Origin of the sequence: Amaricoccus sp. (assembly GCF_036846665.1) — a bacterium.
Taxonomy (GTDB): domain Bacteria; phylum Pseudomonadota; class Alphaproteobacteria; order Rhodobacterales; family Rhodobacteraceae; genus Amaricoccus.
In genome coordinates this window covers 13980-28871 of record NZ_DAIUBO010000020.1, presented here as the reverse complement: position 1 = coordinate 28871, position 14892 = coordinate 13980, and the positions used below count along the sequence as shown (strand labels likewise).

The 14892-nt window shown below is 70.7% G+C and carries 16 protein-coding genes; 13 read left to right on the top strand and 3 right to left on the bottom strand.

Annotation, left to right across the window (positions count from 1 at the left end; all coding sequences use genetic code 11):
• From V7050_RS03605 to V7050_RS03550, 12 genes are all read left to right on the top strand, one after another.
• Positions 1-520, top strand: a 520-nt coding sequence (locus tag V7050_RS03605) for a UbiA family prenyltransferase (RefSeq protein WP_324410245.1), incomplete at its 5' end; no start/stop codon positions are given.
• Positions 521-531: 11 nt separating this feature from the next.
• Positions 532-717, top strand: coding sequence for a hypothetical protein (locus V7050_RS03600; protein ID WP_324370564.1), 186 nt, complete (start codon positions 532-534; stop codon positions 715-717).
• A gap of 4 nt (positions 718-721) precedes the next feature.
• Positions 722-1318: a cytochrome c oxidase assembly protein gene (locus V7050_RS03595; protein ID WP_324370562.1), complete on the top strand. Its 597-nt coding sequence runs from the start codon at positions 722-724 to the stop codon at positions 1316-1318.
• A 12-nt stretch (positions 1319-1330) separates the two neighbouring features.
• Positions 1331-2119, top strand: a complete 789-nt coding sequence (locus V7050_RS03590) for a cytochrome c oxidase subunit 3 (protein WP_324374362.1) — start codon at positions 1331-1333, stop codon at positions 2117-2119.
• Between the two features lie 87 nt (positions 2120-2206).
• The gene (locus V7050_RS03585) at positions 2207-2362 is read left to right on the top strand and encodes a DUF5993 family protein (protein ID WP_324365610.1); all 156 of its coding nucleotides are present in this window, start codon (positions 2207-2209) and stop codon (positions 2360-2362) included.
• 12 nt (positions 2363-2374) lie between these two features.
• Positions 2375-2953, top strand: coding sequence for a disulfide bond formation protein B (locus tag V7050_RS03580; protein ID WP_324365608.1), 579 nt, complete (start codon positions 2375-2377; stop codon positions 2951-2953).
• An 18-nt stretch (positions 2954-2971) separates the two neighbouring features.
• Entirely contained in the window at positions 2972-3667 is a 696-nt protein-coding gene (locus V7050_RS03575; RefSeq protein ID WP_324365606.1) for an SURF1 family protein, read from the top strand.
• 18 nt (positions 3668-3685) lie between these two features.
• Positions 3686-5080 carry a threonine synthase gene (gene thrC, locus V7050_RS03570; protein ID WP_324365605.1) on the top strand — a complete coding sequence of 465 codons (1395 nt, stop codon included), beginning with the start codon at positions 3686-3688 and terminating at the stop codon, positions 5078-5080.
• The gene (locus tag V7050_RS03565) at positions 5077-6339 is read left to right on the top strand and encodes a M16 family metallopeptidase (protein WP_324365604.1); all 1263 of its coding nucleotides are present in this window, start codon (positions 5077-5079) and stop codon (positions 6337-6339) included. The genes thrC and V7050_RS03565 overlap by 4 nt, the downstream gene beginning before the upstream one ends.
• Positions 6340-6348: 9 nt before the next feature.
• Complete coding sequence (locus tag V7050_RS03560; protein ID WP_324365603.1) at positions 6349-6945, top strand: GNAT family N-acetyltransferase; 597 nt, start codon at positions 6349-6351, stop codon at positions 6943-6945.
• Entirely contained in the window at positions 6942-8375 is a 1434-nt protein-coding gene (locus V7050_RS03555) for an FAD-binding oxidoreductase (protein ID WP_324365602.1), read from the top strand. Before V7050_RS03560 ends, V7050_RS03555 begins: the two co-directional genes overlap by 4 nt.
• Positions 8376-8747: 372 nt before the next feature.
• The gene (locus V7050_RS03550) at positions 8748-9260 is read left to right on the top strand and encodes a GNAT family N-acetyltransferase (protein ID WP_324365601.1); all 513 of its coding nucleotides are present in this window, start codon (positions 8748-8750) and stop codon (positions 9258-9260) included.
• A gap of 31 nt (positions 9261-9291) precedes the next feature.
• On the opposite strand, the gene ptsP is transcribed toward V7050_RS03550, so the two are convergent.
• The 3 genes from ptsP to V7050_RS03535 all read right to left on the bottom strand — a co-directional run bounded on the left by ptsP (position 9292) and on the right by V7050_RS03535 (position 13309).
• The gene (ptsP, locus tag V7050_RS03545; protein ID WP_324365600.1) at positions 9292-11550 is read right to left on the bottom strand and encodes a phosphoenolpyruvate--protein phosphotransferase; all 2259 of its coding nucleotides are present in this window, start codon (positions 11548-11550) and stop codon (positions 9292-9294) included.
• Positions 11551-11570: 20 nt separating this feature from the next.
• Positions 11571-12797: an aspartate kinase gene (locus V7050_RS03540; protein ID WP_324410243.1), complete on the bottom strand. Its 1227-nt coding sequence runs from the start codon at positions 12795-12797 to the stop codon at positions 11571-11573.
• 83 nt (positions 12798-12880) lie between these two features.
• Complete coding sequence (locus tag V7050_RS03535; RefSeq protein ID WP_324365598.1) at positions 12881-13309, bottom strand: DUF1178 family protein; 429 nt, start codon at positions 13307-13309, stop codon at positions 12881-12883.
• Between the two features lie 123 nt (positions 13310-13432).
• Between V7050_RS03535 and V7050_RS03530 the strand changes: the two genes are divergently transcribed.
• Positions 13433-14743: a sensor histidine kinase gene (locus V7050_RS03530; protein ID WP_324365597.1), complete on the top strand. Its 1311-nt coding sequence runs from the start codon at positions 13433-13435 to the stop codon at positions 14741-14743.
• Positions 14744-14892 lie beyond the last annotated feature (149 nt).

The window sequence follows — 14892 nt, the reverse complement described above, 5'->3', positions numbered from 1 at the left end:
GCAGAACATCGTCATCGGCGGCGCGGCAGGGGCCTTCCCGCCGATGATCGGCTGGGCGGTGGCGACCGGCGGCATCGCGCCCGAGAGCGTGCTGATGTTCCTGCTGATCTTCGTCTGGACCCCGCCGCATTTCTGGGCGCTGGCGCTCTTCCGCAACGACGATTACCGCCGCGCCGGCGTGCCGATGCTGCCGGTGACCGCGGGCGACCGGGTCACCCGGAACCACATCCTCGCCTATTCCCTGGTCCTCGCGCCCATCGCGATCGCGCCGGCCTTCACCACGATCGGCGGGCCGGTCTATCTCGCAGGGGCGATCGTGCTCGACGCGCTCCTGCTCATCGGCGCCGTGCGGCTCTGGCGGCGCGACCCGGATGCGGCGTCCCGCGACCGCTTCCTGGCCGAGAAGCGGTTCTTCGGCCTCTCGATCGTCTATCTCTTCCTGCTCTTCGCGCTGCTCCTCGCGGAAGCCGCGCTCGGCGCCGCCGGCCTGACCCCGGCCGGCTGGCCGGCCCTGGTCTGAGGAGCGGCGGGATGCGCCCCGACAGCCACGAGATCTTCGGACGCCGCCGCAGCCGCAACCTCGGCCTCGGGCTGGTGCTCGGCGCCTTCGTGCTGCTCGTCTTCGCGGTGACCATGGTCAAGCTCGGCGAAGGCCAGTCCATGCAGGGCTTCGATCACAGCCTGCGGCCCTCGCTGCTGCCGCCGGCGGAGGAGTGAGCGGATGCGGCCGTCCCCCAATGGCAGGATCGCGCTCGGCCTCGGCGGCGTCGTCGCGGTGATGGTCGCGCTGAGCTTCGCGGCAGTGCCCTTCTACGACTGGTTCTGCCGCGTCACCGGCTATGCCGGGACGACCTCGGTCGCCGAGGCGCCTTCGGTCGAGATCCTCGACCGCAAGGTCACCGTGCGCTTCGACGCCAATACCGCGCCCGACATGCCCTGGGTCTTCCGGCCGATGCAACGCACCATGGAAATCCGCATCGGCGAGACGGGGCTCGCGCTCTATGAGGCCTATAATCCCACCGAGAAGACGATCGGGGGCAGGGCAAGCTACAACGTGGCCCCCTATTCCGTCGGCGGCTATTTCGACAAGATCGCCTGCTTCTGCTTCGACGAACAGGTTCTCGGGCCGGGCGAGCGCGTGGAGATGCCGGTGTCGTTCTACGTCGATCCCGCGATGCTGGACGACCGCGAAGCGCGCGACGTGACGGGGATAACGCTGTCCTATACCATGCATCGGGCGGACCTGCCCGAACCGGAGGAAGCGCCGGCGGAACAGGCGGCGCTCGCGACCGGCGGCGACGGCACGACGAAACAATAGAGGGAACGGGTCATGGCCGGACAAAGGCAACACGACTATCACATCCTGCCTCCGAGCATCTGGCCCTTCGTCGGGGCCGCCGGCGGTTTCATCCTGCTCTTCGGACTGGTGCTGCTCTTCCACGGCCAGGGGCCCTGGGTGGCGCTGATCGGCTTCGTGACGGTCCTCTACACCATGTTCTGCTGGTGGGCCGACGTGATCGCCGAAGCCCGGATCGGCGATCACACGCCCGTGGTCCAGATCGGACTGCGCTACGGGATGATCATGTTCATCATCTCGGAGATCATGTTCTTCTCCGCCTGGTTCTGGTCGTTCTTCAAGAACGCGCTCTATCCGATGGCGGCGATCGACAACACCTGGCCGCCGCCGGGCATCGAGACCTTCGACCCCTGGCACCTGCCGCTGATCAACACGCTGATCCTGCTCTGTTCGGGCTGCGCGGCGACCTGGGCGCACCATGCGCTGGTCCACGAGAACGACCGCCAGCAGATGCGCTGGGGCCTCTGGCTCGCGATCGTGCTCGGCCTGCTGTTCACGACCTTCCAGATCTACGAATACAGCCACGCCCAGTTCAGCTTCTCGGGCAATGTCTACGGCGCCAACTTCTTCATGGCGACCGGCTTCCACGGCTTCCACGTCATCATCGGCACCATCTTCCTCGCGGTCTGCCTCTACCGGGTCTATGCGGGCGACTTCACCCCGACCCAGCATGTCGGCTTCGAGGCGGCGGCCTGGTACTGGCACTTCGTCGACGTGGTCTGGCTCTTCCTCTTCGCCGTGGTCTACATCTGGGGCGGCTGACCAGCGGCGCGCCGCATCCGGGGGGGCCGTCCGGCCCCCGGGACAGGGCACGCCCGATCCGGTGTAGCCGCGCCGATCGGAGGTGACATGATCGCGCTCCTCTTCGCGCTCTTCACGCTGGCCATGCTGCTGGCGCTGCGGGAGAACCTGCTGCCGGCCCATGCGGTCTTCGCCCTGGCGCTCGGGCTCGGCCTGTTCTGGTTCAACCACCACATGTCCTCGTCCCTCTCGATCCAGCTTTGAGGGGCGGGCGCGATGCAGCTCACCCCGGAGACCTCGCGCAACCTCAACGCGCTGGGCCTCCTGGCGATCTGCCTCGTGCTGGCGATGGCCTTCTACGACCAACTCGCCCGCGCCGACCTGCCATGCCCGCTCTGCCTGCTCCAGCGCCTCGGCTTCGTCGCGGTCGGCTTCGGTCTGTGCCTCAACGCGATCCACGGACCCCGGCCGCGTCACTACGCCCTGATGCTGATCGCCGCGCTCTTCGGCATCAGCGTCTCCGGCCGCCAGATCCTCCTGCACATCGTACCGGGCACCGGCAGCTACGGCGAGCCGTTCCTGGGGCTGCATTTCTACACCTGGGCCTTCGTCTGCTTCTTCCTCGTGCTCCTCGGGACCGCCATCATGCTCCTCTCCGAAGGCCAGTACCGGACCGAAGGCCGCGTGCCCCCGGCGCGCTTCGGCGGCCGGCTGCTGCCGAAGGCCGCCTTCGCCCTCATGGTGCTGCTCGCCGCTGCCAATGCGGTCTCGGCGCTGCTCGAATGCGGGCCGGGGGTCTGCGACGACGACCCCGCGAACTACAAGCTGCTCGAGGAAGCGGCGCCCCGCTCCTGACGGGATCCCTTGCCTGCCATGCCCGCACCCCCTGACCGCCTGCCCGTCCGCAAGGTGATCGCCGCCCTCGCCTTCGGTCTGGGGGGCGTGGCGATCCTGCTCGCGCTCGGCATCTGGCAGGTCCAGCGTCTCGCCTGGAAGACCGAGATCATCGACCGCATCGAGACGCGCCTCGCCGCGGATCCGGTGCCGCTGCCCGCCGCGCCCTCGCGCGATGTGGACCAGTTCCTGCGGGTGCGCGCCACCGGCCGGATCGGCGGCCCGGAGCTGCATGTCTATACCTCCGCCCCGCCGCGCGGCGTGGGCTACCGCGTCATCGTCGCCCTCGAGCTCGCGGAGGGAAGGCGCATCCTGCTCGACCGGGGCTTCGTGCCGATTGAGGAGAAGGACGCGCCGCGCCTCGAAGGCGAGATCACCGTCGAGGGCGCGCTGCTCTGGCCGCAGGAAACGGATTACTTCACCAGCGAGCCCGACCGCGCCAAGAACGTCTGGTTCGCCCGCGACGTGGATCTCATGGCCGATGCCCTCGGGACGGAGCCGGTGCTGCTGGTCGCCACGGCGAGCGACGACCCGGCGGCGCCGATGCCCCTGCCGGTGACGGTCAACATCCCCAACGACCATCTCGGCTACGCGGTGACCTGGTTCGGGCTGGCACTGGTCTGGGCGGTGATGACAGGCTACCTGCTATGGCGTATCAAGCGCCGCATTGACTGAAGCGAGGCAGGCCACCCCATGCAATATGTCTCCACCCGCGGCGCGGCGCCGAAGCTCGGCTTCGAGGAGGCGATGCTGGCGGGTCTCGCGCGCGATGGCGGGCTCTACGTGCCGGAAAGCTGGCCGCGGCTGAGCCCGGCCGAGATCGCCGCCTTCGCCGGCCTGCCCTACGAGGAGGTCGCGCTGCGGGTGATGTGGCCCTATCTCGGCGGGGCCTTCGCCGAGGCGGAATTCCGCGACATCCTCGCCCGCGCCTATGCCGGCTTCGCCCATCCCGCGCGCTGCCCGCTGCGCCAGACGGGGCCGAACGACTGGCTGCTGGAGCTCTTCCACGGGCCGACGCTCGCTTTCAAGGACGTGGCGATGCAGCTCATCGGCCAGATGTTCGAGGCCAGCCTCGGGCGCAGCGGCCGCCGGCTGACCATCGTCGGCGCCACCAGCGGCGACACCGGCTCGGCGGCGATCGAGGCCTTCCGGGGGCGCGCGGGCGTCGAGGTCTTCATCCTCTTCCCCGAGGGCCGCGTCTCGGAGGTGCAGCGCCGCCAGATGACCACGCCGGCCGAGGCCAATGTCCATGCGCTCGCCATCGACGGCGATTTCGACGACGCCCAGGCGCGCGTGAAGGACATGTTCAACGATCACGCCTTCCGCGACGCGGTGGGGCTCGCGGGCGTGAATTCGATCAACTGGGCGCGGGTCCTCGCGCAGGTGGTCTATTATTTCACCTCCGCCGTCGCGCTCGGCGCCCCGCATCGCCCGGTCAGCTTCACGGTGCCGACCGGCAATTTCGGCGACATCTTCGCCGGCCATGTCGCCCGCTGCATGGGCCTGCCGATTGACCGGCTGGTGATCGCCACCAATCAGAACGACATCCTGCACCGCACGCTCGCGACCGGCGCCCATCGCCGCGCGGCGGTGCGCCCCTCCATGAGCCCCTCCATGGACATCCAGATCAGCTCGAACTTCGAGCGCCTGCTCTTCGAGCTCTACGACCGGGAGGGGTCCGCGGTGGCGGCCTCGATGGAGGATCTGGCCCGCGCGGGGGGCTTCGAGCTGCCGCAGGGCGCGCTCGGGCAGCTGCGCGACGGCTTCGACAGCGCGAGCGCGTCGGAGGCGGAGACCGCCGCGGCGATCGCCGCCGCCTGGCGCGAGACCGGGGAACTCGTCTGCCCGCATACCGCGGTCGGGCTCCATGCCGCGCGGCTGCGTCGCGGCGATCCGGAGGTGCCGATGATCGTGCTCGCCACCGCCCATGCCGCGAAATTCCCCGATGCGGTCGAGGCCGCCACCGCAGAGCGGCCGGCCCTGCCCGAGCGCATGGCCGATCTCCTGGAGCGGCCCGAGCGCCTGACCCGCGTGCCCAACGAGCTCGCGGCGATCGAGGCGGTGGTCGGCGGGGAGCGCGTGGCATGAGCGTCCTGACCGGCCGGCTTCCCAACGGGCTGCGAATCGCGGTCGATCCCATGCCCGGGCTGCATTCGGCGACCGTGGGGATCTTCCTCACCGCCGGCGGCCGCCACGAGCGCGCCGAGCAATGCGGAGTGGCGCATTTCCTCGAGCACATGGCCTTCAAGGGCACGCCGAGCCGCACGGCGCTGCGGATCGCCGAGGAGATCGAGGACGTCGGCGGCTACATCAACGCCTATACCGGCAAGGAGATGACCGCCTATTACGCGCGCGTGCTCGAGGCGGATGTCGAGATGGCGCTGCGCCTCCTGGCCGACATCGTGCTCAACCCGCTCTTCGCCGAGCCCGACATCGAGGTCGAGCGCGGGGTGATCCTCCAGGAGATCGGCCAGGCGCTCGACACGCCCGACGACATCATCTTCGACTGGCTCCAGGAATCGGCCTATCCCGACCAGCCCTTCGGCCGGCCGATCCTCGGGCCGGCCGAGCGCGTCTCGGCCTTCGGGCGCTCGGACCTCGCGGGCTTCGTCGGCGAGCATTACGGGCCCGACCAGATCATCCTCGCCGCGGCCGGAGCGGTGGATGCGGATGCGCTCCATGCGGTGGCGGCGGATCTCTTCGGCGGGCTCGCCTCCCGCCCCAAGGCCGTGGCACCCGCCGCGCGCTTTGCCGCCGGCGAGCGCCGCGCCTTCCGCGACCTCGAGCAGGTCCACCTGACCCTCGGCTTCGAGGGCGCCGCGGCGCGGTCGCAGGAGGTCTATGCCGCGCAGCTCTACGCCATCGCCATGGGCGGCGGCATGTCCTCGCGCCTGTTCCAGGAACTGCGGGAGCGCCGCGGCCTCTGCTACAGCGTCTTCGCCCAGGCCTCCGCCTACGACGACACCGGCCTGATCTCGCTCTATGCCGGCACCGGCCCGGACCAGATCCGCGAGCTCGCGGAACTGACCATGGACGAGCTGCGCCGGGGGGCCGAGGGACTGGCCGAGGCGGAGATCGAGCGCGCGCGCGCCCAGATGAAGGCGGGCCTGCTGATGGGCCTCGAAGGCCCCTCCGGGCGGGCCGAGCACCTGGCGCGCCAGCTCGCGATCTGGGACCGGGTGCCCCCGCTCGAGGAGACGCTGGCGCGCATCGAGGCGGTCACCGCCGCCGATCTCCGGGACTTCGCCGGGCGGCTGATCGGCGGGGCAGGGCCGGCGCTGGCGCTGCTCGGGCCGATCGCGGATGCCCCGGACCGCGAGGCCCTCGTCAGGCGCCTCGCCGCCTGAGGCCGGGCCATGCTGGGCTTCCGCCGTGGCTCCGGGCCGGTCGTCGAGACGCAGAGGCTGGTGCTGCGCCTGCCCGAAGCCGGCGACCACGAGGCCTGGTCGCGGCTCAGGCGCGAGGGCGAGGCCTTCCTGAAGGAATGGGAGCCGACCTGGTCGGTCGATCACTTCAGCCGCAGGGCCTTCCGCAACCGGGTCTACTGGGCCGCGCGCTCCCGCACCGAGGGCCGGGCGCTGGCGCTCTTCCTGCTGCGCCGCGAGGACGAGCGGCTGCTCGGCGCGATCACGCTGGACAACATCCGGCGCGGGCCGGCGCAATCGGCGACCATCGGCTACTGGATCGGGCCGGAGCACGCGCGCCAGGGCTACATGTCCGAGGCGCTGGCGGCGGTGGTGCATCACGCCTTCACCGCGCTCGACCTGAGCCGGGTCGAGGCGGCCTGCCTGCCCGAGAACGCCGCCTCCCGCGGCCTGCTGGAACGCGCCGGCTTCAAATACGAGGGCGTCGCCCAGAGCTATCTCCAGATCAACGGCCGCTGGCGCAACCACGTGCTCTACGCCAATCTGCGCGGCGACCGGCGCGGACGCGCGGCGATCGACGGCGAATGACCGCCCGCGCGCCGCTCGCGGATGCCGATGCCGCGCTGCTCGACCGCCTCAGCGCCGCACTCGGCGCGGAGGCCGTGCGCCCCCCCGAGCCCCGCTATCTCGAAGAGCCGCGCGGCCGCTTCCACGGGCGGGCGGCGGCCGTGCTGCGGCCTTCGGATGCCGGCGCGGTGGCCGCGGCGGTGCGCCTCTGCGCCGAGGCGCGGGTCGGGATCCTGCCGTGGTCCGGCGGCACCGGCCTCGTCGGCGGCCAGGTCCACGAGCGGGGGCCGCTGCCGGTCCTGATGTCCTTCGAGCGCATGGCGCGCATCCGCGACCTCGACCTGACCGACAACGTGCTCGTGGCGGAGGCCGGCGCGGTGCTGGCCGACGTGCGCGAGGCGGCCCGCGCGGCCGGCCGCCAGTTCCCGCTCTCCCTCGCCTCGGAAGGCTCGGCGCGCATCGGCGGGCTCCTGGCGACCAATGCCGGCGGCGTGAACGTGCTGCGCTACGGCAACGCCCGCGACCTCTGCCTCGGGGTCGAGGCGGTGCTGGCCGACGGCACGGTGCTGAACGGGCTGAGCGCGCTCTTGAAGGACAACATGGGCTACGATCTGCGCCACCTGCTGATCGGCTCGGAAGGCACGCTCGGGCTCATCACCGCCGCGAGCCTCCGGCTGCACCCGATCCCGCAGGCGACCTCGACCGCCTGGATCGCCCTGCGCTCGCCCGCGGCGGCGCTCGAGCTGCTCGGCGAGGCGCGCGCGACGCTCGGCAACACGATCTCGGCCTTCGAGCTCATCCACGCCCAGGGCATCGCCTTCCTCGCCGAGGTCCTGCCGCAGGTTCCCCGCCCCCCGGCGATGGGCTCGGACTGGTTCGTGCTGATCGAGGCCGCCGATGCCGCCGCCGCCCGGGTGCCCGCCCGGCTGGAGGGGGTGCTCGAATCCGCGCTCGAAACCGGGCTCGCCACGGACGCGCTCGTGGCCCAGAACGAGGGCCAGCGCGCCGTCTTCTGGGGCCTGCGCGAATCCATTCCGGCAGCGAATCGCCTGATCGGCGCCATCTCGAGCCACGACATCTCGCTGCCGCCCTCGCGCCTCGTGGAATTCGTCGAGCGCGGCCGCGCGGCCGTGGCGGGGATCGACCCGGCGCTGCGGATCAACTGCTTCGGCCATCTCGGCGACGGAAACCTGCATTACAACGTCTTCCCGCCCCCGGGCCGGCCGAAGGGCGCCTTCGACCCGATCCGCGAGGCGGTCAAGACGACGGTCCACGACCTCGCGGCTTCGCTCGGCGGCTCGGTCGGCGCCGAGCACGGCGTCGGGCGGCTGAAGACCGGGGATCTGCTGCGCTACGGCGATCCGGGCAGCATCCTCGCGATGCAGAGGATCAAGAACGCCCTCGACCCGCAGGGGATCCTCAACCCCGGCGCCGTTCTCGCGGAGCCTTGAGCGAAATGCGCCCCCATCTCCGGGGGGGGGAGAGATGGGGGCGCTCTATCCAGACTGGAGGGTCTGAGGGTTAGCAAGCAGCTGTTCCGGTTCCGGAACACCTCCTTTCTGGCGGCAAATGGTTACCAAAAGTTTAACGGATCATGGTTCACTCTCTCTTAACGTGTATTTTTTCACTTTTTGCCGGGTCGGGCCGCCCCATCGCTACCGCGGGCACGCGGATAGCGGGTGAACCGACCGTACCGACGATGCATGGACCCGACTTCGGACCCATGCGGCGCGCTCCTCCCGATTTCGCCTTGGACCGCAACCGGAGGCCATGCTAGGCGGGGTCGAGCGGGCGGCACGCCCCGCGCCCGCCGGTCCCCGCCCATGTTCCGGATCCACAAGGAAGAGCCCCGCGACGGCCCTGAGGTCGAATATCTCTTCGACCTCGCCTTCGCACCGGGACGCACCGCCCTTTCGTCCTACCGCCTGCGCGATTGCGTCGATGCGGTGGCGGAGCTATGCCTCGTCGCCCGCGACGATTACGACGCGCTGGGCGCCGCGATCCGCTACTGGCCGGTCCGGGTCGGCCCCGGCGGCCCGCCGGCGCTCCTGCTCGGCCCGGTGGCGGTGCATCCCACCCGGCAGGGCGAGGGCCTCGGCGCCTATCTGATCGGGGAAAGCCTCGAACGGGCGCGCGAGCTCGGCTGGACGCGGGTGATCCTGGTGGGCGACGAGCCCTATTACCGCCGCTTCGGCTTCACCCATGCCCGCGCCGCCGGCCTGGACTTCCCGCCCCCGACCAACCCCGACCGCCTGCTGGCGCGCCCGCTGGTCCCCGGCGCCTTCGACGGCATCACCGGATTGGTCTCGCATTGGCTGAGCCTCGCCGAACCCTGAGACCGCCGCCCGGACGAGGGACGCCCCCGGCTCAGACCAGGATGCCCCTGTCGCGCAGATATTCCTCCAGCATCGGCCGGACCGTCGCCAGCCCCCGCGAACGGCCCGCCTCGATGATCGCCCGGACGGCTTCGAGATCGACCTGCCGCAGGAGCGCCTTGACCGGCCCGATCGAGGCGGGCCGCATGGAGAGGCTGCGCAGCCCCATGGCCGCGAGCCCGACCGCATCCACCGGCCGCCCGGCATCCTCGCCGCAATAGGAAAGCGGCGTGCCATGGCTGGCGCAGCGGGCGACGATCTGCTCGATGAAGGCGAGGAAGCTCGCGCTGAGCATGTCGTAGCGCCGCCGCACCAGCTCGTTCTCGCGGTCGGCGGCGAAGAAGAACTGCTTGAGATCGTTGCCACCGATCGAGAGGAAATCGACCTCCTCGAAGAAACGGTCGGGCGCGAAGGCGAGGCTCGGCGTCTCGAGCATGGCGCCGATCTTCAGGCCCGCCGGCACGCGATGGCCGAGCGCCTGCTCGCGGGCCAGCTCGCGCAGGGTCAGTTCCCGCGCCTCCTCGAATTCCTCCGCCTCCGCGACGAAGGGATACATGATCTGCAGCGGCCGCCCGCGCGCGCCGCGCAGGAGCGCCTGGACCTGCATGCGCATGATGCCGGGCCGGTCGAGCCCGACGCGGATCGCGCGCCAGCCGAGCGCCGGATTCGGCTCGTCGTTGCGCCGCATGTAGGGCAGCACCTTGTCGGAGCCGATGTCGAGCGTGCGGAACACCACCGGCTTCTCGCCCGCCGAATCGAGGATGCGCGCATAGAGCGCGGCGAGATCGGCGCGCCGCGGCACCGTGGAGCGAACGAGGAACTGCAGTTCCGTGCGGAAGAGCCCCACGCCGATCGCGCCGCATTTCGGCAGGCTCGGCAGGTCGGCGATCAGCCCGGCGTTCATGTGCAGGGCGAGCGTGACCCCGTCGCGGGTCCGCGCCGGCTTGTCGCGCAGCGCCACATAGGCCGCCTGGGCCTCGTGCAGCATGTCCACCTTCTCGCGGAAGGCCTTGGCCACGGTCTCCTCGGGGCGCAGATGCACCACGCCCTGGTCGCCGTCGACGAGGATATGGTCGCCCCCCTGGGCCTCGCGGGTGATGCGCCGGGCATGGATCACCAGCGGAATCGCCAGCGCCCGCGCCACGATCGCCGCATGGCTGCCCACCGAGCCCTCCTCGAGCACCACCCCGCTGAGCTTGCGGCCGTAGTCGAGCAGCTCCGCCGGGCCGATGTTGCGCGCCACGAGGATCGCATCGTCCGGCAGGTCGCGCCCCTGCGGCGCCGCGCTGCCCGCGAGCAGCCGCAGCAGCCGGTTGGCGAGGTCGTCGAAATCGTGCAGCCGCTCGCGCAGATAGGGATCGGCGATGCGCGACATGCGGGCGCGGGTCGCGGATTGCTCCTTCTCGACCGCGACCTCGGCGGCGAGGCCGCTCACGATCGAGGCCTCCATCCGCGTCACCCAGCCCTTGTCGTTGGCGAACATCCGATAGGCGTTGAGCACGTCGCGATGCTCGCCGGCGGTGGCGAGATATTCCGCCCCGAGCATCTCGTCGACTTCGGCCCGCAGCGCCTCCAGCGCCGTGCGGAGCCTCGCGCATTCCAGCGCCGGATCGTCGCTGATCGGCTGGCTGATGACGATCTGGGGCTCGTGCAGCACCACGCGGCCCTCTGCGACGCCCTCCTGGCCGACGAGGCCGCGCACGAAGAACGGGCGGCGGTGCGGCCGGGCGATCTCCATCGGCCCCGGTCCGACGAAGGCGCCGAGCTCCGCCATCTCGGCGATGACCATGGCCACGACCTCGAGCGCATAGATCTCGTCGTCGCTGTATTCCCGCTCCGTGCGGTTCTGCACCACGAGCACGCCCAGCACCTCGCCGAGCCGCTGGATCGGCACCCCGAGGAAGGAGGAATAGATCTCCTCGCCGGTCTCGGGCAGGAAGCGGAAGCCGTGGGTATGGGCGGCATCGCGGGTCCGGATCGGCTCCGCGCTCTCGGCGATGCGCCCCACGAGGCCCTGGCCCGGCGCCAGCCGCGTGGTATGCACCGCCTCCGGGTTCAGGCCCTCGGTGGCGCAGAGCTCGAGCGAAAGGTCCTCGCGGCGCAGATAGACCGAGCAGACCTCGGCCACGAGCCCGCGCGCGATCAGCTTGACGATGCGGTCGAGCCGTTCCTGGCCCTCGCCCGGCTCGGCCATCGCCTCGCGCAGCCGCGTGAGGATCACGCGGGAATCAACCGCTTCCGAAAAGGGCATCGGCCGTCCGGTCCCCGGTCTCAGCTGGCCTTGTCCAGGCCGAAAGCATCATGCAGCGCCTGAACCGCCAGTTCCAGATATTTGCGGTCGATCAGCACCGAGACCTTGATCTCCGAGGTGGTGATGACCTTGATATTGACCCCGTCGGCGGCCAGCGCCTCGAACATGCGATGGGCCACGCCCGCCTGGCTCCGCATGCCGATGCCGACGATGGAGACCTTCGAGACGTTCTCGTCGATGTCGAGGCGGAGGTAGTTCACCTCGCCCGCGTCGCGCGTCTCCTCCAGCGCCTTGACCGCGCGCGGCACCTCGTCGACCGGACAGGAGAAGGTCATGTCGGTGCGTCCGTCCGCGCCGATGTTCTGCACGATCATGTCCACATTGACCCCGCCCGAGGCCAGCGGCCCGAAGATCGCCGCGGCGATCCCCGGCCGGTCCGGCACGCCGAGCACCGTCAGCTTCGCCTCGTCGCGCGAATGCGCGATGCCGCTCACGACCCTGCTTTCCAAGACTTCCTCCTCGTCGCAGACCAGCGTTCCGGGCAGGTCGTCGAAGCTCGACAGCACCTGCAGCCGCACCTTGTAGCGCATGGCGAGCTCCACCGAGCGCGTCTGCAGCACCTTCGCGCCGAGGCTCGCCAGCTCCAGCATCTCCTCGTAGGAGATCTTGGCGAGCTTGCGCGCCTTCTTGGTGATGCGCGGGTCGGTGGTATAGACCCCGTCGACATCGGTGTAGATGTCGCAGCGCTCCGCCCCGAGCGCCGCGGCGAAGGCGACCGCGGAGGTGTCCGAGCCGCCGCGCCCGAGCGTGGTGATGCGCCCCTCGGGGCTCACGCCCTGGAAGCCCGCGATCACCGCATGCAGCCCCTCGCCGAACTTCTGCACCAGCCGCGTGGTGTCGATCTCCATGATCCGCGCGGCGCCATGGGAGGAATTGGTGAGCATCGGCACCTGCCAGCCCTGCCAACTGCGCGCCGGCACCCCCATCTCCTGCAGGGTCAGCGCCATGAGGCCCGCGGTCACGTTCTCGCCCGAGGCGACCACCGCATCGTATTCGCGCGCGTCGTAGAACTGCGCCGTGCGGTCGACCCAGCCGACCAGCTCGTTGGTCTTGCCGGCCATCGCCGGGACCACCACCGCCACGTCGAAGCCGCGCTCGACCTCGCGCCTGACCTTCATGGCCGCGTTGCGGATGCGGTCGAGGTCGGCCACCGAGGTGCCGCCGAATTTCATCACGAGGCGCGGCATGGGCGCAGGCTCTCAGTTCGGAATGCGATCGCGCCCTCTTATGGATTTGCCGCGGCGCCAGCAAGCCGAAGCGGCAATCCGCCTTAGTTCGCCTTGCGCGAACTCCAGGGCAGGGGGGCGACGGGGATGCCGTCCTCGATCAGGGCGCGCGCCTCGGAGGGCCTCGCCTCGCCGATGATCGGTCGGTCGGGGGAACTGCCCTCGTGGATGCGCCGCGCCTCGGCGGCGAAGTCGCGGCCGACATCCTCGGAGCGGGCCTCGATCCGGCGGCGAAGCTCGGCCATGGCCTGCTCGGCAGGCGAGAGCGGCGCCGAAAGCCTCGGCGCCGTGTCGGGCGCTTCGGTGCCGGAACCCGCCAGGCTCGGCGCCATCAGATCCTTCTGCACCTCAGGGCTGCCGCAGACCGCGCAGGAGACCAGCCCGGCCGAGACCAGCCGGTCGAAATCCGCACTCGAGCCGAACCAGGACTCGAAGCGGTGGTCGTCGGCACAGCGCAGCGCGTATCGGATCACCCGGGCGTCCTCGCGAAATCCAGTCGTCCCTTACATATATGTCGATCCGGTGAAGACAATCTTTCTTCTCGCCGCCGGCCGCGCCTGCTATAGGGGCCGGCGGCGCGGGGGAAACGAGGCGGCATGGCGGAATGGTTCCATCCCCTGCTGGCGCTGGCGGTGGCCGTCTTCGCCGCGCTCTCGGCGGCGCTGGGCCTTCCGCCGCTGGCCGCCTTCCTGGCGGGAGGGCTCGTCGTCCTTCTCGCCGTGCCGGTCGCCAGGCGCCTCGCCGCCAGCGCGGCGGTGCTGCCTTCCGAACCCCCGCGGGACCCGGCGCATCCCCCGCGGCCCGCGCCCGATCCGGGCCGGGCGCTCCTCGAGAAGCTCCCGGCGCCGCTCCTCGTCATCGCCCGGAACGGATGCATCGCCTACGCCAATCCGGCGGCGCATGCGGCCCTGCCGCATGTGGAGCCGGGCGCGCATTTCGCGCATCTCATCCGCGCGCCGGATTTCGTCGCCGCCGTCACCGCGACGCTGGCCGACGGCGAGGAGCGCGCCTGCCGCTTCACCACCTTCAACGGCAGCGAGCGGCATTTCGAGGCGCGGGTCGGGCTGCTGCCCGCCGATCCCGCCTTCAGCACCGACCGGCGCGCGATCGTGCAGCTCGAGGACCGCACCGAGCCGCACAAGGCCGAGCAGCTCCGCTCGGACTTCATCGCCAATGCGAGCCACGAGCTGCGCACGCCGCTCGCCTCGGTCATCGGCTATATCGAGACGCTCCAGCACCACGCCCGCGACGACGCGGAGGCGCGCGAGCGCTTCCTCGGCATCATGGCGCGGGAGGCCGGCCGCATGCAGCGGCTCGTGGACGACCTGATGTCGCTCAGCCGCATCGAGATGAGCGAGCACCTCCGGCCGGTCGAGATCTGGTCGCTGAACGGGATCGTCACCGAATGCGTCTCGGCGCTGCAGCCGATCGCGAGCCAGCAGGGCGTCGGCCTCCTCCTCGAGCTCGACCCGCAGGACTGCCGGGTGACGGGCGACCGCGACCAGCTCTCGCAGGTCTTCACCAACCTGATCGACAACGCGATGAAATACGGCGGCCCCGGCGGCGGCGTGCGCGTGCTCACCGCCCCCCCGAGCCGGGCGTATCCCAACCGCTGCGGCATCACCATCGCCGATACCGGCCCCGGCATCGCGCGCGAGCATATCCCCCGGCTGACCGAGCGCTTCTACCGGGTCAATGTCAGCCACAGCCGCAACAAGGGCGGGACCGGGCTCGGCCTGGCCATCGTCAAGCATATCCTCAACCGCCACAAGGGCCGCCTGGAGATCACCTCGAAGCCCGGCGAGGGAAGCCGCTTCACGGTCTGGCTGCCCAGGGCCGCTTCGGCAGACGCCGCCCGCCAGCCGCCGCCTCCAGACCCCGGCGAGGCGAAACCTCTCGGAATGTGAACGGCTTGCACTGTCACGGTTTCGTCTTGGAACTGTCATGGCCCTGTTGCGATCCGCCCTATAATGCTGTCGACTGACGTTCACCGCAGGACGCGGCCCCGATCGCCCGGCGCCGCCGAGGAACGCGCGCCCGCGGCGGGCGCGCGGGA

What these genes read in the sequence shown, in the direction of transcription:
- thrC (WP_324365605.1), top strand. Translation starts at nt 3,686, where the DNA reads ATGCAATATGTCTCCACCCGCGGCGCGGCGCCGAAGCTCGGCTTCGAG.
- V7050_RS03595 (WP_324370562.1), top strand. Translation starts at nt 722, where the DNA reads ATGCGGCCGTCCCCCAATGGCAGGATCGCGCTCGGCCTCGGCGGCGTC.
- V7050_RS03585 (WP_324365610.1), top strand. Translation starts at nt 2,207, where the DNA reads ATGATCGCGCTCCTCTTCGCGCTCTTCACGCTGGCCATGCTGCTGGCG.
- V7050_RS03575 (WP_324365606.1), top strand. Translation starts at nt 2,972, where the DNA reads ATGCCCGCACCCCCTGACCGCCTGCCCGTCCGCAAGGTGATCGCCGCC.
- V7050_RS03560 (WP_324365603.1), top strand. Translation starts at nt 6,349, where the DNA reads ATGCTGGGCTTCCGCCGTGGCTCCGGGCCGGTCGTCGAGACGCAGAGG.
- V7050_RS03550 (WP_324365601.1), top strand. Translation starts at nt 8,748, where the DNA reads ATGTTCCGGATCCACAAGGAAGAGCCCCGCGACGGCCCTGAGGTCGAA.
- V7050_RS03555 (WP_324365602.1), top strand. Translation starts at nt 6,942, where the DNA reads ATGACCGCCCGCGCGCCGCTCGCGGATGCCGATGCCGCGCTGCTCGAC.
- V7050_RS03590 (WP_324374362.1), top strand. Translation starts at nt 1,331, where the DNA reads ATGGCCGGACAAAGGCAACACGACTATCACATCCTGCCTCCGAGCATC.
- ptsP (WP_324365600.1), bottom strand. Translation starts at nt 11,550, where the DNA reads ATGCCCTTTTCGGAAGCGGTTGATTCCCGCGTGATCCTCACGCGGCTG.
- V7050_RS03580 (WP_324365608.1), top strand. Translation starts at nt 2,375, where the DNA reads ATGCAGCTCACCCCGGAGACCTCGCGCAACCTCAACGCGCTGGGCCTC.
- V7050_RS03530 (WP_324365597.1), top strand. Translation starts at nt 13,433, where the DNA reads ATGGCGGAATGGTTCCATCCCCTGCTGGCGCTGGCGGTGGCCGTCTTC.
- V7050_RS03540 (WP_324410243.1), bottom strand. Translation starts at nt 12,797, where the DNA reads ATGCCGCGCCTCGTGATGAAATTCGGCGGCACCTCGGTGGCCGACCTC.
- V7050_RS03565 (WP_324365604.1), top strand. Translation starts at nt 5,077, where the DNA reads ATGAGCGTCCTGACCGGCCGGCTTCCCAACGGGCTGCGAATCGCGGTC.
- V7050_RS03600 (WP_324370564.1), top strand. Translation starts at nt 532, where the DNA reads ATGCGCCCCGACAGCCACGAGATCTTCGGACGCCGCCGCAGCCGCAAC.